We start from the raw sequence: 22,758 nt of genomic DNA on the forward strand, positions 1-22,758 counted from the left end.
ATTGGCGCCCGACGATCCGCTGCAGCTGGACAACCAGCTGTGCTTCAAGCTGTACGCGGCCTCGCGGGCGGTGATTCGCGCCTACCGGCCGATGCTTGAGAAGCTGCACCTGACCTATCCGCAGTACCTGGCGATGCTGGTGCTGTGGGAGTGGCAGGCCAGTCCGCCGGCACAGCCCACCGTCAAGGCGTTGGGCGAGCGCCTGCTGCTCGATTCCGGAACCCTGACGCCCTTGCTCAAGCGCCTGGAGCAGTTGGAGCTGCTGGTACGGCGGCGCTCGCCCACGGACGAGCGCGAGGTGCACCTGGCGCTGACCGATGCCGGCAACGCTCTGCGCGAGCAGGCGCTGTCACTCAAGCAGCGGCTGCTCTGCGAGCGGGGGATGGACCTGGATGCCTTGGCCGAGCTGCGTGAGCGGGTGGGGCAGCTACTCGAGCGGGTCAGCCAACAGCGTTGACCGCCAGCCACTGGTCGAGCAGGGCGGCCAGCTCATCACGGCGAAACGGCTTGGCCAGGTAGTCGTTCATGCCGGCCGCTCGGCAGCGTTCGCGTTCGTCGGGAAGGGCATTGGCGGTCAGGGCGATGATCGGCAGCGACTGGGTGGCCTCGCCCTGGCGGATCCGACGACTGGCCTCGTAGCCATCCATCACCGGCATGTTGCAGTCCATCAGCACCAGGTCGACGGCATGGTCTTGCAGCTGTTGCAGTGCCTCGGCGCCGTGATTGGCCAGCAGCACCTCGCAGCCGAGCTTGGTCAACATGCCTTTGGCCACCAGCTGGTTGACCGGGTTGTCCTCGACCAGCAGGACCCGCGCCTGGCGAGCTATTTCGGGTGTGGGCACCGTGGTGGTCGGCGCCGCCTCTTGCGGTGCCTGATCGAGGCCGCGGCTGATGGCCTGGAGCAGGGCCTGGCGCGACAAAGGGCGCGCGATCTGCTCGATGGGCGCCAGGGCTTGGGTTTGGGCGTCGGCGAGGAAGCTGCCATAGGCTCTGACCAGCAGCAGCGGCGCGGTGAATGCCGGGCGCAGGTCGGACAGGGCTTCCAGGCGGTCGCTGATCAGCAGGTCGGCGGTGCTTGCGGCCGGGCTGGCATCGCGATCCAGGCACCGGTAGTCCAGCCCCCAGCAGGGCAGGAGCATGGCGAGCTGCTCATTCAGGCCGGAGTCGGCCGCACACAGGGCTACCACCTGCCCGCTCAGGCGCGGCATGGCCGCGGCGGGGGCGTGGCAGGGCAGTGGCAGGTTGGCGCAGAAGCGGCTGCCGTTACCCTCGCTGGACTCCAGCTTGAGCTGGCCGTGCATGGCTTCGCACAGGTGGCGGGCCAGTGCCAGGCCGAGGCCGGTACCGCCGAACTGGCGGGTAATCCCCGCGCCGCCCTGGGCGAATGGCTGGAAGATGCGTGCCTGGGCCGCTTCGGAGATGCCGATGCCGGTATCGCGGACACTGATCTGGACGCCGTCCGGGTTGCCCTCGACGCGCACATCCACGCGGCCCGAGCGGGTGAACTTGAGGGCGTTGGACAGCAGGTTGCTGACGATCTGGCGCACGCGAGTCGGATCGCCCAGCACCTGGGCGGGCAGCCGCGGATCGATCAGGCAGGTCAGCTCGACGTTCGGCAGTGCATTCTGCGAGAGCAGGCTGGCGGTATTCTCCACCAGGCTACCCAGGTCGAAGGGGATGAGTTCCAGCTCCAGTTGCCCGGCCTCGAACTTCGACAGGTCGAGGATGTCGTTGAGCAACTCGACCAGCACCTTGCCGGAATCGTGGGCAATCGACAGTTGCTGGCGCTGCTCCTGGCTCAGCGGACCGTCGAGGGAGAGGCCAAGCATGCCCAGCAGGCCGTTGAGCGGGGTGCGAATCTCGTGGCTCATGTTGGCCAGAAACGTCGAGCGCGCCTGGGCCATTTCCAGTGCGTTATGCCGCGCCTGCTCCAACTCCTGGTTGGACTGCAGCAGCCGGGCGTTGGCAGCCTTCAGCTCGGCGGTGCGCGCCGAGACGATGTTCTCCAGTTCGCCCAGGTACTGGGTCAGGCGGTCTTCGGCTTCGCGGCGCTGCTCGATCTCCGAGGCGATGCTGGAAAACTGCTGGTTGGTGACCTTGATCAGGGTGCCGATCTCGTCCCGCTCATGGCCGGGCGGGCAGGGCAGTTTCTTGCGGTTCGGGGTGCCTGGGTCGCGCTCGCTGAGGGCGTGGATGGTCTCCACCAGCGGCTTGGTCAGGGTGAAATAGAACAGCACGAGGAGGATCAGGGCGAGCAGCAGGCTGCGGGCGAAGCCGGTCAGCAGGGTGAGTACGGCGCGTCGCAGAAAGTGATTGCCGAAGGCGTAGGTGTCGACTTCCAGGCGCAGCACGCCGAGGGCTTCGCCCGGGGCATGGCTGACGAACAGGGGGGTCTCGAAGTGGCGCCGGGCGCCGAACAGGAAGTCGCTGAACACCCGGTAGCCGCTCTTGCTGGCGGGGCGGCTGACGCTGGCGAGGACCAGGCTGCTGTTGTCGATGATCTGCGCACTGATCACCGCCGGCGAGCGCAGCAGGCCGAACACCAGCTCCTGGGCCAGTTCGGCGTCGATGTTGTAGGCAATGCGCGCGGCCGGATTGTGGCTGATCTCCATGAGCGCGCGAATCTCGCGGTTGATGGAGGCGTCCTCGCTGGCATAATCGACGCCCACCTGAACGACACTGAGGACGGTGCCCAGGATGAACGCCACCAGCACAGTCAGGCCGGCCTGTTTGAACGACAGGCGTTGGGTGAGCGGTATGTCCATGGGGCCGGCAGTCTCGTATCCATTCGCCCGCCAAGCATAGCCCATCTGCTTCCTGAGTCGGCAGAGGGAGTTGGCAGGAAATACCTATCAAGGAGTGCGCCGTGGATTCCCGGTTGAACAGCTTTCTGCAGCGGGCCGAGGCCGTGCTGGCCCGTCTCGAACCCTATCTGCCGGCCCAGCGTGGGGCCATCGACTGGCAACAGAGCCTGGCTGCCCGCTGGCATCGCGAGGGGCGCGGTGGCTACCTGCAGCCGCTGCAGATCAGCCTCGACCTCGGCCTGGTCGATCTGATCGGCGTGGATGCCCAGCGTGAGCAGCTGGCGCGCAATACCCGCCAGTTCGTCCAGGGGCTGCCGGCCAACCATGCATTGCTCTGGGGCGCCCGCGGCACCGGCAAGTCCTCCCTGGTGCGGGCTCTGTTGGCCGAGCATGCAGCGGGTGGTCTGCGCCTGATCGAGATCGAACGCGATCACCTGGCGGACCTGCCGCGGTTGGTCGAGCAACTGGCCAACCTGCCCCAGCGCTTCGTGCTGTTCTGCGACGACCTGTCCTTTGAGGCGGGTGAGGGGGATTACCGGGTGCTGAAGAGCGTGCTGGACGGCTCGCTGGAGCGCGCGCCGGAGAACGTGCTGCTGTATGCCACCTCCAATCGTCGCCACCTGCTGCCGGAGAAGCACAGTGACAATCAGGCCTCGCAGATGGTCGACGGCGAGCTGCATCCCAGCGAGGCGGTGGAGGACAAGATCGCCCTGTCCGACCGCTTCGGCCTGTGGCTGTCCTTCTACCCCTTCACCCAGGAACACTTTCTCGCGGTGGTGCGGCACTGGATCGAGGTCCAGGCAGCGGCGGTCGGGTTGGCCTGGCAGTGGAGCGAGGACCTGGAAAAGGCGGCGATCCGCTGGGCGCTGGGGCGCGGAAACCGCAACGGCCGCTGTGCCTACCAGTTCGCCCGGCATTGGGTGGGACTCAAGTTGTTGGAGGAGCAGGCATGATCGATCTGCAAGCGAGCGGCGGGGGACTCGAAGGTTATTCGCTGCTGCAGGCGCAGCTGGAAGCGCTGCTGGCCGATGAACGCGACTTCATCGCCAATGCCGCGCAATTCTCCGCCTTCCTGTTTCAGGAACTGGCCGACCTCAACTGGGCCGGTTTCTACCTGGCCCGTGGCGAGGAGCTGGTGCTGGGGCCGTTCCAGGGCAAGGTGGCCTGTGTGCGGATCCCCTTCGGTCGCGGCGTGTGCGGCGTGGCGGCGGCCAGTCGGCAGACGCAGCGGGTCGAGGACGTGCATGCCTTCGCCGGACACATCGCCTGTGACAGTGCGTCCAACAGCGAGCTGGTGGTGCCGCTGGTGAAGGAGGGGCGACTGATCGGCGTGCTGGACCTGGACAGCCCCGTTCTGGCGCGTTTCAGTGCGCAGGACCAGGCTGGTATCGAGCGCCTGGCCGAGGTGTTCCTCCGCCTCAGCGACTGCTGAATCCGCACCCCCGGCCAGCCCGCACTGGCGGACGGGGGCGCGCCGACTCAGGCCCTGGCGCTCATCTTGGCGAGCATTTTCTGCTCGCCGGGCAGGACCGACTGCGCCGACGGACGCGCCTTGATTCGCGAGTAGTGCGCGGCCAGATTGGGCCAGCGCCGCTCATCGAGCTGCTCGCCGCCGTGCTCCATGTTGATCAGCTGGCTGCAGACCGCCAGGTCGGCCAGGGTCAGGCGCCCGCCGACCAGACAGTCGACGCCTTCCAGGCGCTGTTCCAGGTAGTCGAAATGCGGCGGCAGCTTCTCCTCCAGTGCGGTCCGCACGGCAGCCTCATCGCACGGCTGGCCCATGCTCGGCTTGAGTGCCCGGTTACGGAACACGGCGAAGGTGCACAGGGGCGCCAGTTCATAGTCGGCGTATTTCTCCAGCCAGTTCACCTGTGCCCGCTGTTCGGCACCAGCGCCGATCAATTCGGCAACTTCAGGGTATTTGTCGCTCAGGTAATGGCAGATGACGCTGGAGTCGGCGAGGCTGAAGTCGCCGTCCTTGAGCGCCGGAATACGGCCAAGCGGATTGAGGTCGTAGTACCAGGCCGGCTGGCCGAAGGGCAGGACGATCTCCAGTTGATAGTCCAGGCCGCCTTCCAGCAGAAACAGGCGGACTTTGCGTACGAATGGCGAGAGTGGCGCGCCATAGACAGTCAGGCTCATCGGTTGTGCCTATCGGGTGGGGAGAAAGCGTGGCGACTGCTTAGTCGTAGATGTTCTTCTTCTTCCAGTCATCGTCCAGCTCCTCGAGGCCCTGGGTCAACTCGCTGGCCTCATCGCTGGCCGGCTTGACGGTTTCCAGCACCATGGCATTGGCGCGGGCGAGCTGGTTTTCCAGTTGCTTCAGCTGGGCCTGGTAGCGACCCGGGTCCGTTTGTTTGCGCAGATACTGCACGCCGCGCTCGAAGGCCAGGCGCGCCTGACCAGGATGGTTCTGCTGCAAGGCCTGCTGGCCCAGGTTGTTGAAGAATTCGATATGCAACTGGGCGAGCATGTGGCGGACTTCGTTCAGCCAGTGCTTGCCTTCGTTGCTATTGAGAATGCCTTCTTTGGCGCAACGGCTGATCTGGCCATGCAGGTTTTCCAGCTGAAAACGGACTTCCTTGGCCTTGGCCTCATTGAGCACCGGTTGCGGAGGGTTGCGCACCGCGATCGACTCGCCGAGGGCAGTCAGCTGTCGCAGCTCGTCGACGCGGGTTCGGCTGGCGGCACTCTTGTCCAGCGCCAGCAGGTGTTCGCTGAAATGCAACTGCAGGCGGCTGAGCAGCAGCTTCAGTTGGGGTGTCATCAGCTGCCCCGGCATGGATTCCGACAGGTCGGCGCAGCGCCGCAGGCGGTCATTGAGATCGGCCTTGAGGCGCGCCTTCTTGAGCTTGCTCTGCTCGACCATGTGATTGATGTAGGCAATAGCGATCAAAATGAAGATGCCGCCGACAATCAGCAAGGTAATCACCAGGGGGGACATAGTTTCTATCTCTCGGCGGCCTGAAATTCGCCCGAGTGTAGTGCCTTGGCCGTCAAGCTCATAGACGTTCATCAGCTTCTGGACTGAAGTCGTTGATTTTAAAAAAAAATTACAGAGAGGTTGACGATCCCCGAAAGGCTCCCTAGAATGCGCGCCACTTCCAGGGCAATGCCGATAGGCAGGGCCAGGAAGCCGGAAAGTCTGTTGTAGGTTCCGGTCTGGGTCCCCTTCGTCTAGTGGCCTAGGACACCGCCCTTTCACGGCGGTAACAGGGGTTCGAGTCCCCTAGGGGACGCCACTTTCCCAGTGGAAGTGCGTTGCAGTAATGCGGGAATAGCTCAGTTGGTAGAGCACGACCTTGCCAAGGTCGGGGTCGCGAGTTCGAGTCTCGTTTCCCGCTCCAAATTTCAACGAATATCGCTCGTAGGGCGCTGTTCGGGTCGGGCGTCTGGCAACGCCGCGACAGGTAGAGTTCCAGGTCCCCTTCGTCTAGTGGCCTAGGACACCGCCCTTTCACGGCGGTAACAGGGGTTCGAGTCCCCTAGGGGACGCCAATTTGTTGTAGCAAATGCGGGAATAGCTCAGTTGGTAGAGCACGACCTTGCCAAGGTCGGGGTCGCGAGTTCGAGTCTCGTTTCCCGCTCCAAATACACGAAAACGCCGCTCATCGAGCGGCGTTTTCGTTTGCGCCGTGCTGGCGCTCATGAAAAAGCCCGCCGGCGATGCCGAGCGGGCTTTTTTCGTTTCTGGCGTCCCTTGGGTGACTCGCGCTCAGTGCTTGCTGCTCTGCGGCGGCAGGGCCAGTAGCTGCTTTTCCTGGTTCCAGTCGAAGGGTTCGTCGTTCTGCTCGGCTTCGAAGCGGCGCTCGTCGAGGCGCTGGAACAGTTCGATCTCCTCGTCCGGCATGAAGTGCAGGCAGTCGCCACCGAAGAACCACAGCAGGTCGCGCGGCACCAGGTGGGCGATCTGCGGGTAGCGGTGGAAGATCTGGCTGATCAGGTCCTGGCCGAGGTAGAGGCTGGCTTCCGGGTCTTGCGGCAGTTCCCTGAGCAGTTCATCGAAGCGTTCGAGGAACAGTGCATGGCTGTCGTCGAGAATCTGCTCGGCCTCGCCCAGGGCGACCAGGATGCCGCGCAGGTGTGCGAGCAGGGCGAGGTGGTGATCGAGGTAGGCGCTGGCCATGAGGTGGGTCCTATCAGTGAAACGGGCGCGGGAGTATAGAGCTCCCGGCGCCCGCTGTCCCGTCAGCGCACCTTGCCGCGGCTGAGCTTCAGCTCGTCCGCGGCGAAGTCGTCGACATCGATCACCGCCCGCCGCGCGGCTTGCGCCTGTTCCAGTTGTCGCGCCTCCTCGTCGCTCAGCAGGTCGGCACTGCGCGCCGCATCGAACAGGTTCTGTCCGGGGGCCTCGCGCAGCTGTCCGGACTTGAGCGCCCGGTCCAGTTTTTCCTGGGCCGCTCGAGTGCTGTCGCGCAGGTCCATGGCGTGTTGCAGGGCGGCCACCGGGTCCTTCTCGCCCCGCGGCCGGTAGCAGCCTTCGAGCAGCTCCTCCAGGGCCGCATCACCGCTGTTGCGACCGATGATTGCCGCCACCTGGGCATCCAGCTCGTCGCTCGGTCCCTTGTGGCGGCGACCGAAGGGCAGCACCAGGGCGCGCAGGGCATAGCCGAGCAGGCGATTGGGGAAGTTGCCAAGCAGCTCCTCCAGCGCCTGTTCTGCCTGTGCCAGGCATTCCTCCTGGGCCCAGCTCAGCAGGGCGCGCGAGTGTTCCGGGCAGCCCAGGTCGTGGTAGCGCTTGAGCGCCGCCGAGGCCAGGTAGAGGTAGCTGAGCACATCGCCCAGGCGCGCCGAGAGGCGCTCGCGGCGTTTCAATTCGCCGCCCAGCAGCATCATGCTCAGGTCGGCGAGCAGGGCGAAGGCGGCGGCCAGGCGGTTCAACGCGCGGAAGTACGGTTGGCTGAGGCTGTCGCCGGGCACCTGGCCGAACAGGCCGAGGCTCAGGCTCAGCAGCAGGCTGCTGGCGGCATTGCTGACGGCGAAGCCGATGTGCTGCAGCAGCAACCCATCGAACTCCTCGAGCGCCTCCTCGCTGTCTTCGCGGGTGGCCAGGGCCATTTCCTTGAGCACGTAAGGATGGCAGCGGATCGCCCCCTGGCCGAAGATCATCAGGTTGCGCGAGAGGATGTTGGCGCCTTCCACGGTGATGAAGATCGGCGCGCCTTGCCAGGAGCGCGCCAGGTAGTTGTTTGGCCCCATGATGATGCCCTTGCCGCCGTGCACGTCCATGGCGTGGCGGATGCACTCGCGGCCACGCTCGGTGAGGTGGTACTTGAGCACCGCCGAGAGCACCGAGGGCTTCTCGCCCAGGTCCACCGCGTTGGCGGTGAGAATGCGGGCGCTGTCCATCAGCCAGGCGTTGCCGGCGATGCGCGCCAGGACCTCCTCGATGCCCTCGAATGCCGCCAGGGGCACGCCGAACTGCTCGCGCAGCTGGCTGTACTGGCCGCTGGTGAGGCTGGTGAACTTGGCCGCGCCGGTGCCGACTGCTGGCAGGGAAATGGAGCGGCCCACCGACAGGCAGTTCATCAGCATCATCCAGCCCTTGCCGAGCATTTCCTGGCCGCCGATCAGGTAATCCAGCGGGATGAACACGTCCTTGCCGGAGTTCGGGCCGTTCATGAAGGCGGCGCCGAGGGGCAGGTGGCGGCGGCCGATCTCCACCCCGGGGGTGTCGGTGGGCACCAAGGCCAGGCTGATGCCCAGGTCCTTCTCCTCGCCGAGCAGGTGGTCGGGGTCATAGGCCTTGAAAGCCAGGCCGAGCAGGGTGGCCACCGGCCCCAGGGTGATATAGCGCTTCTCCCAGGTCAGGCGCAGGCCGAGGACCTCCTCGCCGTTCCACTGACCCTTGCAGACGATGCCGCTGTCCGGCATGGCGCCGGCGTCGGAGCCGGCCAGGGGGCCGGTGAGGGCGAAGCAGGGAATGTCCTCGCCGCGGGCCAGGCGCGGCAGGTAGTGCTGGCGCTGTTCGTCGGTGCCGTAGTGCAGCAGCAGTTCGGCCGGGCCGAGGGAGTTGGGCACCATGACCGTGGAGGCCAGGTCGCCGCTGCGGGTCGCCAGCTTCATCGCCACCTGGGAGTGGGCGTAGGCGGAGAAACCCTTGCCGCCATACTCCTTGGGAATGATCAGGGCGAAGAAGCCGTGCTGCTTGATGTGCTCCCAGGCCTTGGGCGGCAGGTCCATCTGCTGGCCGATCTCCCAGTCGCTGACCATGGCGCACAGCTCCTCGGTGGGGCCGTCGAGGAAGGCCTGCTCCTCCTCGCTGAGCCTGGCCTTGGGGTAGTCGAGCAGCTTGTTCCAGTCCGGGCGGCCGCTGAACAGCTCGCCGTCCCACCAGACGCTGCCGGCCTCGATGGCCTCGCGCTCGGTGTCCGACATGGCTGGCAATACCCGCTGGAACCAGGCGAACAGCGGCGCACTGAGCCTCTGGCGGCGTTGCTCCGCGAACAGCAGCGGCAGCAGTATGGCCAGCCACAGCAGCCAGAAAAGCGTCAGCAGCCAGCCAGGCGTGCGGCTGAAGGCGCCCATGGCGAGCAGGTAGCCGGCGGCCATGGCCAGCGCGGGGAGGGGCGCGGTGCGGCGGTGGGCCAGATAGGCCACGCCGAACACCAGTACGAGCAACCAGACGACGAGCATGCAGAATCCTCCATGACCAGGGGACGGGATTGATAGGGTGAGCTTAGCCGGCATCGGTGTGGGCGGTGACGGGCTGGCGCGTTCGAGCGGATCACGGGCAATACGCGCGAAGGGCACAGGCTATCGCCGAGAGTGACCGGCGGCGCGCCGGCAAGCTCGCCCGAAGGCAGGGGAATCCATAAAGCGGATTGATAGCTAACATCAGAAATCGTGTCTTTCTTATTGATTTCAGGGTGGTAGGGTGCATGGCTCGGCGGCCTGCGCGGACCGTGGCCCGCGTTCGAAGCCGTGCAGCTCATCGCCTGCGGCATGTGCGCTCGATCGACCACCTCAGGGCCGCGATGGCCTGGGCAACCTCGGCCGAGTGGTTGCAAATGCCCGCGTTAACCCCTATCTAAGCAATCCTCTTCATTGTGTGCGTGCCCCTCATGACTACTGCTCTGTCCATCCGGCAGCTGACCAAGACCTACGGCAATGGCTTCCAGGCCCTGCATGGCATCGACCTGGATGTGGCCGAAGGCGACTTCTTCGCCTTGCTCGGCCCCAATGGCGCCGGCAAGTCCACCACCATTGGCATCCTCTCGACCCTGGTCAACAAGAGCGGCGGTACGGTGAACGTGTTCGGCCATGACCTGGACCAGCAGCCGGCGGCGCTCAAGCGCTGCCTCGGCGTGGTGCCCCAGGAGTTCAACTTCAACCAGTTCGAGAAGGTCTTCGACATCGTCGTCACCCAGGCGGGCTACTACGGCATCCCGGCGAAGATCGCCAAGGAACGCGCCGAGCAGTACCTCAAGCAGCTGGGCCTGTGGGACAAGCGCAACGTCGCCTCGCGCGAGCTGTCCGGCGGCATGAAGCGCCGCCTGATGATCGCCCGCGCCCTGGTCCATCAGCCGCGCCTGCTGATCCTCGACGAGCCGACCGCCGGGGTGGACATCGAGTTGCGCCGTTCGATGTGGAACTTCCTCACCGAACTCAACCGCCAGGGCATCACCATCATCCTCACCACCCACTACCTGGAGGAGGCCGAGCAGCTGTGCCGCAACATCGGCATCATCGATCACGGCCGCATCGTCGAGAACACCAGCATGAAGGACCTGCTGAAGAAACTGCACGTGGAGACCTTCCTGCTCGACCTCAAGGAGTCCCAGCTGGTGCCGCCGCAGCTGGTGGGCTATCCGGCGCAGCTGGTCGACCATCACACCCTGGAGGTGCAGGTGGACAAGAGTCAGGGGGTAACCGAGCTGTTCCGCCAGCTGGCCCAGCAGCGTATCGAGGTGCTCAGCCTGCGCAACAAGACCAATCGCCTGGAGGAGCTGTTCGTCTCCCTGGTGGAGAAGAACCTGGCCAAGGAGCCGGCGCTATGAACACCGCTTACCTCAACAGCGAGCTGGCCGCCAACCTGGTGGCCCTGCGCACCATCGTCTACCGCGAGATTCGCCGCTTCACCCGCATCTGGCCGCAGACCCTGCTGCCGCCGGCGATCACCATGGTCCTGTACTTCGTCATCTTCGGTAACCTGATCGGCCGGCAGATCGGCGACATGGGCGGCTTCAGCTACATGGAGTACATCGTGCCGGGGCTGATCATGATGTCGGTGATCACCAACTCCTACGGCAACGTGGTGTCGAGCTTCTTCGGCAGCAAGTTCCAACGCAACATCGAGGAATTGCTGGTGTCGCCGGTGTCGCCGCACATCATCCTCATCGGCTTCGTGGTCGGCGGCGTGCTGCGCGGCCTGCTGGTCGGCCTGATCGTCACCCTGCTGTCGCTGTTCTTCACCAAGCTTTCGGTGCATCACCTGGGGCTGACGGTGCTGGTGGTGCTGATGACCGCGACCATCTTTTCCATGGGCGGCTTCGTCAACGCCGTGTTCGCCCGCAGCTTCGACGACATCTCGATCATCCCGACCTTCGTGCTGACGCCGCTGACCTACCTGGGCGGGGTGTTCTACTCGATCGCCCTGTTGCCGCCGTTCTGGCAGACGGTTTCGCTGGCCAACCCGATCCTGCACATGGTCAACGCCTTCCGCTACGGCATTCTCGGTGTCTCGGACATCGGCATCGGCGTGGCCATCGGCTTCATGCTGCTGGCCACGGTGGTGCTCTATACGGTGTGCATCCGTCTGCTGGTTGGCGGTCGCGGCATGCGTCAGTAGGCGCTAGATTCACCTCGGCGCGGCGGAACGCTGGCGCGCCAGGCGGGCGGCTAGACTTAGCTCTTCAGGAGTCAGGGGGCCGCCATGCCAGCCCATGTGCGTCGCTACGCCGTTGCCATCGCCCTGTCGCTGGTCGGCGCATTCAGTCAGGCCGACGAAGGCCAGGGCCCCCTGGTCGAGGTGGTGCGCCCCGAGCGCACCCTGGTGCGCGACGAACTGGTCACCTTCGGCAGCCTGCGCTCCGACGAGTCGGTGATGATCCGCCCGGAGATCGAAGGGCGTCTGGCCCGCCTGCATTTTGCCGAGGGCCAGGTGGTGGCGGCCGGCGACCTGCTGGTCAGCCTGGACGATGCCATCGCCCGCGCCGAACTGGCCCTGGCCCGGGCCAATCTGGACCTGGCGGAGAAGAGCTTTCGGCGCCTCCAGCAGCTATTCCAGCGCGGCGCCAGCAATGCCCAGGCCCGCGACGAGGCGCAGTCACGCCAGCAGGCGGCGCGGGCCGGCCTGGCCCTGGCCCAGGCGCGCCTGCACAAGACCCGGCTTCGCGCGCCCTACGATGGCGTTCTCGGCCTGCGCCAGGTCAGCCCCGGTGACTACCTCGAAGCCGGCCAGGACATCGTCAACCTGGAGGTGCTCGACCCGCTCAAACTGGATTTTCGCGTGCCGCAGAAGGCGGTCGGCAAGATCCATCCCGGCCAGGCGGTGGAGATCCGCCTCGATGCCTTCGCCGACGAGCTGTTCCACGGCACGATCAGCGCCATCAATCCGCAGCTGGACGAGGCCGGGCGCAGCCAGGCGATCCGCGCGCGCCTGAGCAACCCCGGGCTGCGCCTCAAGCCCGGGCAGTTCGTGCGGGTCACGGTGATCCTCGCCGAACGCCCGCAGGCCCTGGTGATTCCGGAGGAGGCGGTGATGCCCCTGGGCGAGCGGCTGCTGGTCAACCTGGTGGTGGACGGCAAGGTCGTACAGCGCGAGATCAGGCTCGGGCGGCGCCTGGATGGGCGCGTCGAGGTGCGCGAAGGGCTGAATGGCGATGAAACCCTGATCAGCGCCGGCTGGCACAAGGTCAGGCCGGGCATGGCGGTGCGCACCCGCGCCGCCGCGGAGGGCGCGTGAGCCTCCCGGAGCTGTGCATCCGCCGTCCGGTGCTGGCCTGCGTGCTGTCCCTGGTGCTGGTGCTGCTCGGGCTGATGGGCTATCAGCGCCTGACGGTGCGCGAGTACCCGAACATCGACGTGCCGATCGTCACCGTCAGCGTCGGCTATCCGGGGGCCAGCCCGCAGATCATGGAGTCCCAGGTGGCGCAGCCGATCGAGGATGTGCTGTCGGGCATCGAGGGGCTGGACTTCGTCAGCTCGGTCAGCCGCACGGAAAACACCCAGATCACCGCGCGGTTTCGCCTCGGCAGCGACGCCGACGTGGCGGCCAATGACGTGCGCGACCGCCTCGGTCGGGTGCGTGGGCTGCTGCCGGACGAGATCGACGAGCCGGTGGTGCAGAAGGTCGAGGCCGATGCGCAGCCGGTGATGTTCCTGGCCTTCTACAGCGAGCGCCATTCGCCGATGGCCATCACCGACCTGCTCGAACGCCTGGTCAAGGATCGCCTGCAGGTCATTCCCGGGGTCTCCGAGGTGCAGATTCGTGGCGCACGCAGCCCGGCCATGCGCATCTGGCTGGACCCAGAGCGCCTGGCCGCCCATGGCCTGACGGTGCAGGACGTGGAGGATGCCCTGCGCCGGCAGAACGTGGAGATTCCCGCCGGGCGCATCGAGTCGCGCCAGCGCGAGTTCAACCTGCTGTCGGAGACCGACCTGCGTAGCGCCGAGGCGTTCGAGCAGCTGATCCTCGACGATTCGCGCGGCTACCTGCTGCGCCTGGCCGACGTCGGTCGCGCCGAGATCGGTCCGGCCAGCACCCGCAGCGTGGTGCGCTTCAACGGTCAACCGGCGGTGGTGATCGGCATGGTCAAGCAGGCCACGGCCAATCCGCTGGACATCTCCGACGGGGTCCAGGCGGCGCTGGCGGACGTGCGCGCGCTGCTGCCCGAGGGCATGCAGATGGCCGTGGCCCACGACAGCTCGCTGTTCGTGCGCGAGTCGATCGACAACGTCTACACCACCATCTGGGAGGCGGTGGCGCTGGTCATCCTGATCATCTTCCTGTTCCTCCGCTCGCTGCGCGCCACCCTGATCCCGCTGGTGACCATCCCGGTGTCGCTGATCGGCGCCTTCGCCCTGATGGCGCTGATGGGCTTTTCCATCAACACCCTGACCCTGCTGGCCATGGTCCTGGCCATCGGCCTGGTGGTCGACGACGCCATCGTCATGCTGGAGAACATCCACCGCCACCTGGAGCGAGGGCTGTCGCCGATGCAGGCGGCCTTCAAGGGCAGCCGCGAGATCGCCTTCGCGGTCATCGCCATGACCTTGACCCTGGCCGCGGTCTATGCGCCGATCGGCTTCATGCCCGGCACCACCGGCAAGCTGTTCACCGAGTTCGCCTGGACCCTGGCCGGCGCCGTGCTGGTCTCCGGTTTCGTCGCCCTCAGCCTGTCGCCGATGATGTGCGCACGACTGCTACCGCCGCACCGGCCGAACCAACGGCATAACCGTGCCTACAACCTGATCGAGGACGGGCTGCATGGGCTGAGCCTGGGCTACCAGCACTTGCTGGCGCGCACGCTGGAGCGCTGGTGGCTGATCCTGGCGCTGCTCGCTGCGGTGCTGCTGGCCTGCCTCTGGCTGTTCGCCGGGCTCAGGTCGGAGCTGGCGCCGACCGAGGACACCGGCACCCTGATCGGCGTATTCAGCGCCCCGGAAGGCGCCACCATCGACTACACCAGCCGCTATGCGCGGCAGATCGAGGCGGTCTACGACGGCATCGCCGAGACCAATCGCCATGTGGTGATCACCGGCTTTCCCACCGTGACCCAGGGCATCTCCTTCATGAAGCTGGAGGACTGGGACCAGCGCCGGCGCAGCCAGTTCGCCATTCGCCAGGAGTTGCTGCCCAGGCTGCAGGAGATTCCCGGCATCCGCGCCTTTCCGGTCAATCGTCCGCCGCTGGGGCAGAGCGTGCGCAGCCAGCCGGTCAACCTGGTGATCCGCTCGTCCCTGGAGTTCGCCGAGCTGGAGGGCTACGTCGAGGCGCTGCTGGAGCGGGTGCGCGACTACCCGGGGCTGGAGAGCCTGGACAGCGACCTCAAGCTCAACACGCCGCAGCTCAAGGTGTCGGTCAACCGCGAGCAGGTGGTGGCGGTGGGCAGCGACGTGGCGACCATCGGCCGCAGCCTGGAGAGCCTGTTCGGCAGCCGCCAGGTGACCCGCTTCCAGCGCCTCGGCGAGCAGTACGAGGTGCTGGTGCAACTGGCCGATGTCGACCGCAGCAATCCCGCCGACCTCGACCGCGTCTACGTGCGCGGGCGCGACGGCGGCATGGTGCAGCTGTCCAACCTGATCGAGGTGCGCGAGAGCGTGGCGCCGCGCGAGCTCAATCACTTCAACCAGCTGCGCGCGGTGACCCTGAGCGCCAACGTCGGTGCCGGGCATACCCTCGGCGAGGCCCTCGAACACCTGGAGGGCGAGGCCCGCGAGCTGTTCCCGGACGGCACCCTGTTCGACTACGCCGGCACCTCGCGCGAATTCAAGGAGGCCAGCGCCGGCATCGGGTTGATCTTCGCCCTGGCCCTGGCGTTCATCTACCTGGTGCTGGCGGCGCAGTTCGAGAGCTTCATCGACCCGCTGATCATCCTGTTCAGCGTGCCGCTGTCGATGGCCGGCGCCCTGCTGGCCCTGTACCTGTTCGGCGGCACCCTGAACATCTACTCCCAGGTCGGCCTGGTGACTCTGATCGGCCTGATCACCAAGCACGGCATCCTCATCGTCGAGTTCGCCAACCAGTTGCTGCGCCGCGGCGAGGTGCTGCGCGAGGCGGTGCTGCATGCGGCGCAGCAGCGCCTGCGGCCGATCCTGATGACCACCGGGGCGATGGTCCTCGGCTCGCTGCCCCTGGCCCTGGCCGACGGCGCTGGCGCCGAGAGCCGCCAGCAGATCGGCCTGGTGATAGTCGGCGGGCTGCTGCTCGGCACCTTCTTCACCCTGCTGGTGATTCCCACCCTGTACCTGCAGCTGCGGCGCTGGCGGCCGCTGCCACGGGAAACTGTTTCAACCTGATTGTCGGCGCCTGGCCTGATTACGCACTGGCCACGCGGTTCTTCGCCGCCTGATTTAGGCGAGAGAGTGTTGAGCTCAGCTTGTCGGGAGCAGTGCTTGCCGCGGACCGATCGGAGGCAGTTTCATGAATAGCCAGGGTTATACAGTTCGCGAATGTACTTCCAGAAGCCTGCTGCTTCCGGTGTCCGCGGGGTCTGATAGCGGTACAGCAGTATCTTCAGTGACAGGCCCTCCGCTGGGGCGGGAAGGGCGATCAACTGTCCGCCTTCGAGCTCGTGTTGCACCAGGCTGGCCGGCAGCCAGGCGACGCCATACCCCTGCATGACCAGGGCCTTCAAGCCTTCGGCCAGGGCACTCTCGAAGATTGGCCGAAAGCTTAGGCCAGATGGCGTCCGCGGCAGACATTCGCGCTTGATCAGTTGCCCCATGAACGAGTCGTCCGGATAGGTCAATAGCTTCAGCGGCTGCTCGAACTGCAGTGGATGCAGGGGCTGCCCTGCTCGATCCGCGGCAGACACCAGAACGAGCTGGTCGCTGCCGACCTGAATGCAGTCGATATCGTCCCGTTCCAGTTGCGCGATAGGGCAGGCGAAACACAGGAGAAAGTCTCCGCTGCCTGAAAGAAAACTCTCAACCGCATCCAGCAAATTGCCCGCTTGAATGCGAACCAGATTGTCGCCAACCAACGACTCGACGTTCTGGATCCATTTGGGGAAGAAAGAAACGGCCAAGGTGTGCTGGGCAAAAAAATGCAGGCTCTCGCGCTGCTGGTTGTGCAGGCGCAGCTGATCTCTATTCCCATAGATTTCGCTGATCAGGTGTTTTGCTTCGTCGACGAACTCCTGGCCGACCTGGGTCAACGCCATGGGGTACTGACCGCGGTCAACCAGGCTCACGCCGAGCCAGTTCTCCAGCGCGCGAATTCGTCGGCTAAACGCAGGCTGGGTCACGTAGCGCGCGTCGGCCGCCTTGGAAAAGCTGCCGTATTCGGCCAGCGCAACAAAGTCCTTAAGCCACTTCAATTCCATATAAGCACCTTGAAAGGCCCATGGGGAAAGGGGTATGCCGAAAAGTAACCGGTGCCTGAGAATACAGCATTGGTCGCTGCCGGGGGGCTTGCATATTGTCTGACGACGTCAACGACAGCACCCTGTAAAGGAGCGACACCATGCATCTTTCCCGTTTTCCTCGCCTTCATTTCGCCCACCTGCCGACCCCTCTCGAGCCGCTGGAGAAGCTGTCCAAAGCCCTCGGTGGCCCGAACATCTGGATCAAGCGTGATGACTGCACCGGTCTGGCTGGCGGCGGCAACAAGACCCGCAAGCTGGAGTTCCTGATGGCTGACGCCGTCGAGCGCGGTGCCGATACCATCATCACCCAGGGTGCTACCCAGTCCAATCACGCCCGCCAGACTGCGGCCATTGCGACCAAGCTGGGCATGGCATGCCACATCCTGCTCGAAGATCGGACCGGCTCCAAGGCGGTGGATTACAACTACAACGGCAATGTGTTGCTGGACCAGCTGTTCGAGGCGCCGCTGCGCAAGTTCCCTGCAGGCACTGACATGAATGCCGCCATGGAAGAACTCGCCGCAGCGCTTCGTGCTGAGGGCAAGAAGCCCTACATCGTTCCAGGCGGCGGCTCCAACGAAATTGGTGCCCTGGGCTACGTCAACTGTGCGCTGGAGATGCTCAACCAGGCCAACTCTACTGGTCTGCGTATCGACAGCGTCGTGCACGGCACCGGCTCCGCCGGCACCCAGGCAGGTCTGGTCACCGGTTTCAGCGGTAGCAACAGCCTGATTCCCGTACTTGGTATTGGCGTGCGTGTGCCCCGTGAACAGCAAGAGACCAACGTGTTTCGTCTGGCTGAACGGACCGCCGAGAAGCTTGGTATTCCTGGTGCTGTCAAGCGCGAGGACGTGGTCGCCAATTGCGATTACGTCGGCGAAGGCTACGGGATTCCGGCGGCCAGCACGATCGAGGCGATCGAGATGTTTGCCCGCCATGAAGGCATCCTCCTCGATCCGGTCTATTCGGGCAAAGGCGCCGCCGGCCTCATCGACCTGATCCGCAAGGGCCACTTCAAAAAGGGCGAAAACGTGGTGTTCCTGCACACCGGTGGCAGCCAGGCGCTGTTCGGCTACCGCGAAGCCTTCGACCTGCCGCAGTACGACTGAGTCCGGAGCGGGAGTGAACAGCATGAAAGGACTGGCCGTGAGCTACGTCGATCGCCTCGGCGAATTCAAGCAGCGTTTCTTTCCGGGACTCTGTGTCGCCGTGACGATCGGCATCGCGGCGACCTTTCTCTCGCAGCGTTACGGCGCTCCGGCGATGCTGATGGGATTGCTGCTGGGACTGGCCTTCAACTTTCTCAGCGAGGAACCCAGGGTCACTCCAGGCATCGAGCTGGCAGCCAAGCAGCTGCTGCGCCTGGGGGTGGCCATGCTCGGGCTGCGCATCACCTTCTCCGATGTACTGACTCTGGGATGGCCGCCGTTGCTGATGGTGTGTTCGGCGGTGCTGTTGACCATCGGCTTCGGCATCGTCATGGCGCGAGTGCTGGGTTTCAGCAACCGTTTTGGCACGCTTACCGGCGGCTCGGTGGCCATCTGCGGCGCCTCGGCGGCGATGGCCATCAGCAGCGTCATGCCGCAGAACGAGCAAACCAAGAAGGACACGCTGTTCACGGTCATCAGCGTCACCACGCTCAGTACGCTGGCGATGGTGCTGTACCCCATGATTAGCCATCACTTGGGCCTGACCGCGGCCGAAACCGGGCTGTTCCTTGGCAGCACCATTCACGATGTCGCCCAAGTGGTGGGCGCCGGCTACAGCGTATCGAGCGACGTCGGCGACCTGAGCACTTTCGTCAAGTTGCTGCGCGTGGCCATGTTGGTACCGATCGTGCTGGTGATCGGGGTCTTCATTCGCCGCTCGATGGCCAGCCGCGGCGAGATCGGCGGCGCCGGGGTCTCCGTTCCCGGTTTCCTGATCGGCTTCGTCGCGCTGTTCACTCTGAACAGTCTGGGGTGGATTCCGCAAGTGATCGTGCAGCCAATGGCCGATAGTGCCTCTTGGTTGCTGTTGACCGCCATTGCCGCGTTGGGGGTGCGGACCTCGCTGAAAGAGATCATGACAGTCGGTCTGAAACCCGTACTGCTGGTGGTCAGCGAAACCATTTTTATCGTTGTACTGATATTGAGCTTTATCGCGATAAGTTGAGTAGAACAATTAACCAATACTGAGTTGAGGTGGATCTGATGGAGTATCTCAAGCGCGCGGCTGCAGAAGCTGAAGTAGCCCTAGAAGACGAGCGTATCCAGGCGGCTGTCAAGGACATGCTGACGAAGATCAAGCGCAATGGCGAGTCGGCAGTCCGCGAGTACGCCAAACAATTCGATAGTTGGCAGGGTGACTTTGTTCTTACTGAAGATAAAAAGCAGGCCTTGATCGCCCAGGTGCCGCAGCAAGTCAAAGACGATATCGACTTTGCCCATCGTCAGGTCAGGCGTTTTGCCGAAGCGCAGCGTGACAGCCTGAAATCCTTCGAAATTGAAACTGAAGAAGGTGTGCGCCTGGGCCAGCAAGTGCTCCCGGTTCAAGTTGCCGGCTGTTATGTTCCAGGCGGCCGCTATGCCCATGCCGCTTCTGCGCTGATGAGTGTGGCCACGGCCAAGGCTGCGGGCGTGCCCTTTATCGTCGCCTGTTCGCCTCCGCGTGGTGACAGCATCAACCCGGCCGTAGCCTATGCCATGCATGTGGCCGGCGCCGACGTGATCCTGGAGATGGGAGGCGTGCACGCTGTCGCTTCGATGGCCTTTGGCCTGTTTACCGGCCGGCCTGCGGACATCTTGGTGGGTCCGGGCAACGCCTATGTTGCCGAAGCCAAGCGCATGCTGTTTGGTGAGGTTGGGATCGATGTGTTTGCCGGCCCCACCGAGTCCGCGATCATTGCCGACAAGACCGCCGATCCAATGACCATCGCCGTCGACCTGGTGTCACAGGCCGAGCATGGTACCAACTCGCCGGTATGGCTGTTCACTGACAGCCGCGAGCTCGGGGAAAAAGTGCTCGAAATCATGCCTAAGGTCATCGCCGATATGCCCAACGCTGACGTCTGCGAGGCGGCGTGGCGCGACCATGGTGTCGTGATTCTTTGCGAGAGTCGCGAAGAAGTGGTGCAGATCAGCGATGAGTATGCCTGTGAGCACCTGCAGGTAATGACCGCGGACCTGGAGTGGTGGAAAGCCCACCTGAAAAACTACGGGTCGTTGTTTCTGGGCGAAGGCAGCACCGTAACCCACGGCGACAAATGCTCCGGCACCAACCACATCTTGCCGACCAAGAAGGCTGCACGTTACAGCGGCGGCCTGAATGTGCAGAAGTTCATGAAGGTACTCACCTACCAAGAACTCAGCGAAGAAGCCAATCTGGTATTCAGTGCCGCCGGTTCGCGTATCTCGCGTATCGAAGGTATGGAGGGTCACGCCCGTGCGTGCGACTGGCGTCTGCGCAAGTTCTATCCGAATGCCCAGTGGGATTTCGAAGTATTCGATCAACAGCGCTACGACTAACCATTTCCGCTGCCAGCTGCATTACGCCTGTTGTGGAGAAGTGTAATGACTAGATTTACCAAATCGTTTACCCAGCAGGAGCCGATTCCTGAAGAGGGAATTGAGCATGCGCTGGAAGTGATGCGCAGTGGGCGCCTGCACCGCTATAACGCAGTGGGCGATGAGTACACCGAAACGGAACTGCTCGAGCGGGAGTTCGCCGCATACACCGGAAGTAAATACTGCCTCGCCTGCGCCTCTGGTGGCTATGCCCTGCACATCGCAATGCGCGCGGTCGGGGTCAAGGCCGGCGATAAGGTGCTGTGTAATGCCTTCACCCTGGCCCCGGTTCCCGGTGCCATCCATAACGCCGGCGCAGTCCCGGTGCTGGTCGAAACCAGCGAAGATTTCACCATAGATCTGGTCGACCTCGAAGCCAAGGCAGCGCCTGACGATGTTCACTATCTGATGCTCTCTCACATGCGCGGCCATCTGGTGGATATGGATCGGCTGATGGACATCTGTGAGCGTCATGGCATCTGCGTGATCGAGGACTGCGCCCACACCATGGGCGCAACCTGGAACGGTCGTAAGAGTGGCACCTTCGGCAGGGTTGGTTGCTTCAGCACCCAGACCTACAAACACATCAACTCCGGCGAGGGCGGCCTGCTGATCACCGATGACGACGAGTTGATGGCCAGGGCGATCATGCTCTCCGGCTCCTACATGCTGTACGGCCGTCATCCGGCAGCCCCGGGTCGTGAAACCTTTGAGCGGATTCGCTTCGAGACTCCCAACTACAGCGGGCGCATGGACAATCTGCGCGCGGCGATTCTGCGACCACAGCTGCGCAACCTCGATGCGCAGTGCGGACGCTGGAACGAGTTGTATCGGGTGGTGGAGGAGGGCCTGCGCAAGATCCACGGAATCCGCGTACCGCACCGCGCCGAACCTGAGTACTTCGTCGGCAGTTCGATCCAGTTCTCCCTGCCGCAGCTCAGTGCGGAAGCGGTGTGCGGCTTCATCCAGCGCTGCGAAGAGAATGGCGTCAACATCAAGTGGTTCGGTGATGCCGACCCCAAAGGCTATACCAGCCGCTTTGACAGTTGGCAGTACTTTGACTGTACACAGCCATTGCCCAAGACCGTAAAGGTCCTGGAAACCATGTGCGATATGCGTCTGCCGCTGACGTTCGACGTCGAGGATTGCAAGACGATAGTGGCCGTCATCGCGCAGGCACTGGATTCAATACAAGGCTAAGCAGCAGTTTATCCGGCAACGGTAAACACGCGCGTGGGCCGCCAGCCTTGATGGGTGGCCCGAAAGACTCAACTTTCAACAAAGCGAGAGAATAACAATGAACCGTCTAATGAAACTGACCCACGCGTTTGCTATATCCGCAGCGATTATCGCGGCGTCGGTGCCAGCCCTGGCACAAGCCAAGACCTTCAAGCTGGGTATGGGCGACCCTCTGGATTCGGATCAAGGGGCGCTGGCCAGCCGTTTCAAGGATCTGGTCGAGTACTATTCCAAAGGCGAACTCAAGGTCACGCTGTATCCGAACGGTTCTCTGGGTTCGGAAACCGAAATGGTTCAGAACGCACGCCTCGGATCATTGGATATGGCCCTGGTGGGTATCGGTAACGTCACGCCGTTCTCCAAGGAGCTGGGCGTGTTGACCATGCCCTATGTGATGCAGAGTCACTCGGATGCGGTGGCCATGACCACCGGTGAGCTGGGCGACCGTTGGAACACGCTGGCGCAGAAGCAGGTCGGCGTCAACATCCTGGGTTGGACCTACTCGAACTTCCGTTTCCTGACCAATTCAAAACGCCCGGTCAAGAGCCTGGCTGATGTCAACGGCATGAAGGTTCGAGTTCCACAGAACCCCATCATGCTCGCCTCCTGGGAAGCATGGGGCGCAAACCCGATTGCCATGTCGTGGAATGAAACCTTTACCGCCCTGCAACAAAAGGTGGTGGACGGTCAGGACAACCCCTACATCGTCAACAACACGATGAAGTTCTATGAGGTGCAGGACTATCTCACCGAAGTGCATTACATGTATTCGTTGCAGCCGCTGATCATTGGCAACGGTACCCTGAAGAAACTGAGCGATGAGCAGCGCACTATTGTGATGCGTGCCGGACTGGAAGCTCAGCAGCATGCGTTAATGTTTCAAATTTCCGAGTCCGGCAAAGCCAAGGGAAACATGATTGCTAATGGCATCCAGGTCTCCACGCTGGAGGACGAAGACAAGTGGATTGCAATTGCCAAGGAGAAGGTCTGGCCGCAGTTTTACGAATCGATTGGCGGCAAAGAGAACTTTGATCATGTGCTGGAGCAACTGAAGTAAGACTTGGTGTTGCCACCTGCCGGTTGCTGGCAGGTGGCAATGCTCGGGATAATACTGCAGGTCGTAATACCCCGGTCTGG

Annotated in this window: 18 protein-coding genes and 4 tRNA genes; 16 read left to right on the top strand and 6 right to left on the bottom strand. The window is 63.9% G+C overall.

Annotation, left to right across the window (positions count from 1 at the left end):
• Position 1: 1 nt before the first annotated feature.
• A complete protein-coding gene (locus tag ACSX1D_RS07780) occupies positions 2–457 on the top strand; it encodes a MarR family winged helix-turn-helix transcriptional regulator (protein ID WP_439861698.1) in 456 nt (151 codons plus the stop codon).
• Here the strand turns inward: ACSX1D_RS07780 and ACSX1D_RS07785 are convergent.
• Positions 441–2,765, bottom strand: a complete 2,325-nt coding sequence (locus tag ACSX1D_RS07785; RefSeq protein WP_439861699.1) for an ATP-binding protein — start codon at positions 2,763–2,765, stop codon at positions 441–443. The two genes, ACSX1D_RS07780 and ACSX1D_RS07785, sit on opposite strands and share 17 nt — an antisense overlap.
• Before the next feature lie 101 nt (positions 2,766–2,866).
• Here ACSX1D_RS07785 and ACSX1D_RS07790 point away from each other — a divergent pair, with 101 nt between their 5' ends.
• Together ACSX1D_RS07790 and ACSX1D_RS07795 are read left to right on the top strand one after the other, a co-directional pair.
• Positions 2,867–3,757 (top strand): ATP-binding protein, encoded by an 891-nt coding sequence (locus tag ACSX1D_RS07790; RefSeq protein WP_439861700.1) that lies wholly within the window; start codon positions 2,867–2,869, stop codon positions 3,755–3,757.
• Positions 3,754–4,236: a GAF domain-containing protein gene (locus tag ACSX1D_RS07795; RefSeq protein WP_439861701.1), complete on the top strand. Its 483-nt coding sequence runs from the start codon at positions 3,754–3,756 to the stop codon at positions 4,234–4,236. Before ACSX1D_RS07790 ends, ACSX1D_RS07795 begins: the two co-directional genes overlap by 4 nt.
• Before the next feature lie 47 nt (positions 4,237–4,283).
• Here ACSX1D_RS07795 and ACSX1D_RS07800 read toward each other — a convergent pair whose 3' ends face one another.
• Positions 4,284–4,946, bottom strand: coding sequence for a glutathione S-transferase family protein (locus tag ACSX1D_RS07800; RefSeq protein ID WP_439861702.1), 663 nt, complete (start codon positions 4,944–4,946; stop codon positions 4,284–4,286).
• A 40-nt stretch (positions 4,947–4,986) separates the two neighbouring features.
• A complete protein-coding gene (locus ACSX1D_RS07805; protein ID WP_439861703.1) occupies positions 4,987–5,748 on the bottom strand; it encodes a hypothetical protein in 762 nt (253 codons plus the stop codon).
• Positions 5,749–5,970: 222 nt separating this feature from the next.
• On the opposite strand from ACSX1D_RS07805, the gene ACSX1D_RS07810 reads away from it, so the two are divergent.
• From ACSX1D_RS07810 to ACSX1D_RS07825, 4 genes are all read left to right on the top strand, one after another.
• Positions 5,971–6,046 (top strand) — tRNA-Glu (locus ACSX1D_RS07810).
• Between the two features lie 29 nt (positions 6,047–6,075).
• Positions 6,076–6,151, top strand: a tRNA-Gly gene (locus tag ACSX1D_RS07815).
• Between the two features lie 75 nt (positions 6,152–6,226).
• A tRNA-Glu gene (locus ACSX1D_RS07820) sits at positions 6,227–6,302 on the top strand.
• Between the two features lie 16 nt (positions 6,303–6,318).
• Positions 6,319–6,394 (top strand) — tRNA-Gly (locus ACSX1D_RS07825).
• A gap of 125 nt (positions 6,395–6,519) precedes the next feature.
• Here ACSX1D_RS07825 and ACSX1D_RS07830 read toward each other — a convergent pair.
• Together ACSX1D_RS07830 and ACSX1D_RS07835 are read right to left on the bottom strand one after the other, a co-directional pair.
• On the bottom strand, positions 6,520–6,930 hold the full coding sequence (locus ACSX1D_RS07830) for a PA2817 family protein (protein ID WP_208709412.1): 411 nt from the start codon (positions 6,928–6,930) through the stop codon (positions 6,520–6,522).
• Positions 6,931–6,992: 62 nt separating this feature from the next.
• Entirely contained in the window at positions 6,993–9,440 is a 2,448-nt protein-coding gene (locus tag ACSX1D_RS07835; RefSeq protein ID WP_439861704.1) for an acyl-CoA dehydrogenase, read from the bottom strand.
• 428 nt (positions 9,441–9,868) lie between these two features.
• Between ACSX1D_RS07835 and ACSX1D_RS07840 the strand changes: the two genes are divergently transcribed.
• The 4 genes from ACSX1D_RS07840 (at position 9,869) to ACSX1D_RS07855 (ending at position 15,767) form a co-directional block, all read left to right on the top strand.
• Positions 9,869–10,804 (top strand): ABC transporter ATP-binding protein, encoded by a 936-nt coding sequence (locus ACSX1D_RS07840; RefSeq protein WP_208709416.1) that lies wholly within the window; start codon positions 9,869–9,871, stop codon positions 10,802–10,804.
• Positions 10,801–11,595: an ABC transporter permease gene (locus ACSX1D_RS07845; RefSeq protein ID WP_208709418.1), complete on the top strand. Its 795-nt coding sequence runs from the start codon at positions 10,801–10,803 to the stop codon at positions 11,593–11,595. Before ACSX1D_RS07840 ends, ACSX1D_RS07845 begins: the two co-directional genes overlap by 4 nt.
• Before the next feature lie 84 nt (positions 11,596–11,679).
• The gene (locus ACSX1D_RS07850; RefSeq protein WP_439861705.1) at positions 11,680–12,711 is read left to right on the top strand and encodes an efflux RND transporter periplasmic adaptor subunit; all 1,032 of its coding nucleotides are present in this window, start codon (positions 11,680–11,682) and stop codon (positions 12,709–12,711) included.
• The gene (locus ACSX1D_RS07855; protein WP_439861706.1) at positions 12,708–15,767 is read left to right on the top strand and encodes an efflux RND transporter permease subunit; all 3,060 of its coding nucleotides are present in this window, start codon (positions 12,708–12,710) and stop codon (positions 15,765–15,767) included. The genes ACSX1D_RS07850 and ACSX1D_RS07855 overlap by 4 nt, the downstream gene beginning before the upstream one ends.
• A 122-nt stretch (positions 15,768–15,889) precedes the next feature.
• Here the strand turns inward: ACSX1D_RS07855 and ACSX1D_RS07860 are convergent, their stop codons facing one another.
• Complete coding sequence (locus ACSX1D_RS07860) at positions 15,890–16,795, bottom strand: LysR substrate-binding domain-containing protein (protein WP_439861707.1); 906 nt, start codon at positions 16,793–16,795, stop codon at positions 15,890–15,892.
• A 140-nt stretch (positions 16,796–16,935) separates the two neighbouring features.
• Here ACSX1D_RS07860 and ACSX1D_RS07865 point away from each other — a divergent pair, with 140 nt between their 5' ends.
• From ACSX1D_RS07865 to ACSX1D_RS07885, 5 genes are all read left to right on the top strand, one after another.
• A complete protein-coding gene (locus ACSX1D_RS07865; protein WP_439861708.1) occupies positions 16,936–17,946 on the top strand; it encodes a D-cysteine desulfhydrase in 1,011 nt (336 codons plus the stop codon).
• A 22-nt stretch (positions 17,947–17,968) separates the two neighbouring features.
• Positions 17,969–18,991 (top strand): YeiH family protein, encoded by a 1,023-nt coding sequence (locus ACSX1D_RS07870; RefSeq protein WP_439861709.1) that lies wholly within the window; start codon positions 17,969–17,971, stop codon positions 18,989–18,991.
• A 38-nt stretch (positions 18,992–19,029) separates the two neighbouring features.
• A complete protein-coding gene (gene hisD / locus ACSX1D_RS07875) occupies positions 19,030–20,343 on the top strand; it encodes a histidinol dehydrogenase (RefSeq protein WP_439861710.1) in 1,314 nt (437 codons plus the stop codon).
• 45 nt (positions 20,344–20,388) lie between these two features.
• Positions 20,389–21,582: a DegT/DnrJ/EryC1/StrS family aminotransferase gene (locus ACSX1D_RS07880; RefSeq protein WP_439861711.1), complete on the top strand. Its 1,194-nt coding sequence runs from the start codon at positions 20,389–20,391 to the stop codon at positions 21,580–21,582.
• A 109-nt stretch (positions 21,583–21,691) separates the two neighbouring features.
• Entirely contained in the window at positions 21,692–22,678 is a 987-nt protein-coding gene (locus ACSX1D_RS07885) for a TRAP transporter substrate-binding protein (RefSeq protein WP_439861712.1), read from the top strand.
• Positions 22,679–22,758: the final 80 nt, after the last annotated feature.

Origin of the sequence: Pseudomonas sp. MBLB4136, assembly GCF_051904765.1 — a bacterium.
In the GTDB taxonomy this organism is placed as follows: Bacteria; Pseudomonadota; Gammaproteobacteria; order Pseudomonadales; family Pseudomonadaceae; genus Aquipseudomonas.

What these genes read in the sequence shown, in the direction of transcription:
- ACSX1D_RS07850 (WP_439861705.1), top strand. Translation starts at nt 11,680, where the DNA reads ATGCCAGCCCATGTGCGTCGCTACGCCGTTGCCATCGCCCTGTCGCTG.
- ACSX1D_RS07800 (WP_439861702.1), bottom strand. Translation starts at nt 4,946, where the DNA reads ATGAGCCTGACTGTCTATGGCGCGCCACTCTCGCCATTCGTACGCAAA.
- ACSX1D_RS07795 (WP_439861701.1), top strand. Translation starts at nt 3,754, where the DNA reads ATGATCGATCTGCAAGCGAGCGGCGGGGGACTCGAAGGTTATTCGCTG.
- ACSX1D_RS07835 (WP_439861704.1), bottom strand. Translation starts at nt 9,440, where the DNA reads ATGCTCGTCGTCTGGTTGCTCGTACTGGTGTTCGGCGTGGCCTATCTG.
- ACSX1D_RS07885 (WP_439861712.1), top strand. Translation starts at nt 21,692, where the DNA reads ATGAAACTGACCCACGCGTTTGCTATATCCGCAGCGATTATCGCGGCG.
- ACSX1D_RS07830 (WP_208709412.1), bottom strand. Translation starts at nt 6,930, where the DNA reads ATGGCCAGCGCCTACCTCGATCACCACCTCGCCCTGCTCGCACACCTG.
- ACSX1D_RS07840 (WP_208709416.1), top strand. Translation starts at nt 9,869, where the DNA reads ATGACTACTGCTCTGTCCATCCGGCAGCTGACCAAGACCTACGGCAAT.
- ACSX1D_RS07845 (WP_208709418.1), top strand. Translation starts at nt 10,801, where the DNA reads ATGAACACCGCTTACCTCAACAGCGAGCTGGCCGCCAACCTGGTGGCC.
- ACSX1D_RS07880 (WP_439861711.1), top strand. Translation starts at nt 20,389, where the DNA reads ATGACTAGATTTACCAAATCGTTTACCCAGCAGGAGCCGATTCCTGAA.
- ACSX1D_RS07870 (WP_439861709.1), top strand. Translation starts at nt 17,969, where the DNA reads ATGAAAGGACTGGCCGTGAGCTACGTCGATCGCCTCGGCGAATTCAAG.
- ACSX1D_RS07805 (WP_439861703.1), bottom strand. Translation starts at nt 5,748, where the DNA reads ATGTCCCCCCTGGTGATTACCTTGCTGATTGTCGGCGGCATCTTCATT.
- hisD (WP_439861710.1), top strand. Translation starts at nt 19,030, where the DNA reads ATGGAGTATCTCAAGCGCGCGGCTGCAGAAGCTGAAGTAGCCCTAGAA.
- ACSX1D_RS07860 (WP_439861707.1), bottom strand. Translation starts at nt 16,795, where the DNA reads ATGGAATTGAAGTGGCTTAAGGACTTTGTTGCGCTGGCCGAATACGGC.
- ACSX1D_RS07785 (WP_439861699.1), bottom strand. Translation starts at nt 2,765, where the DNA reads ATGGACATACCGCTCACCCAACGCCTGTCGTTCAAACAGGCCGGCCTG.
- ACSX1D_RS07865 (WP_439861708.1), top strand. Translation starts at nt 16,936, where the DNA reads ATGCATCTTTCCCGTTTTCCTCGCCTTCATTTCGCCCACCTGCCGACC.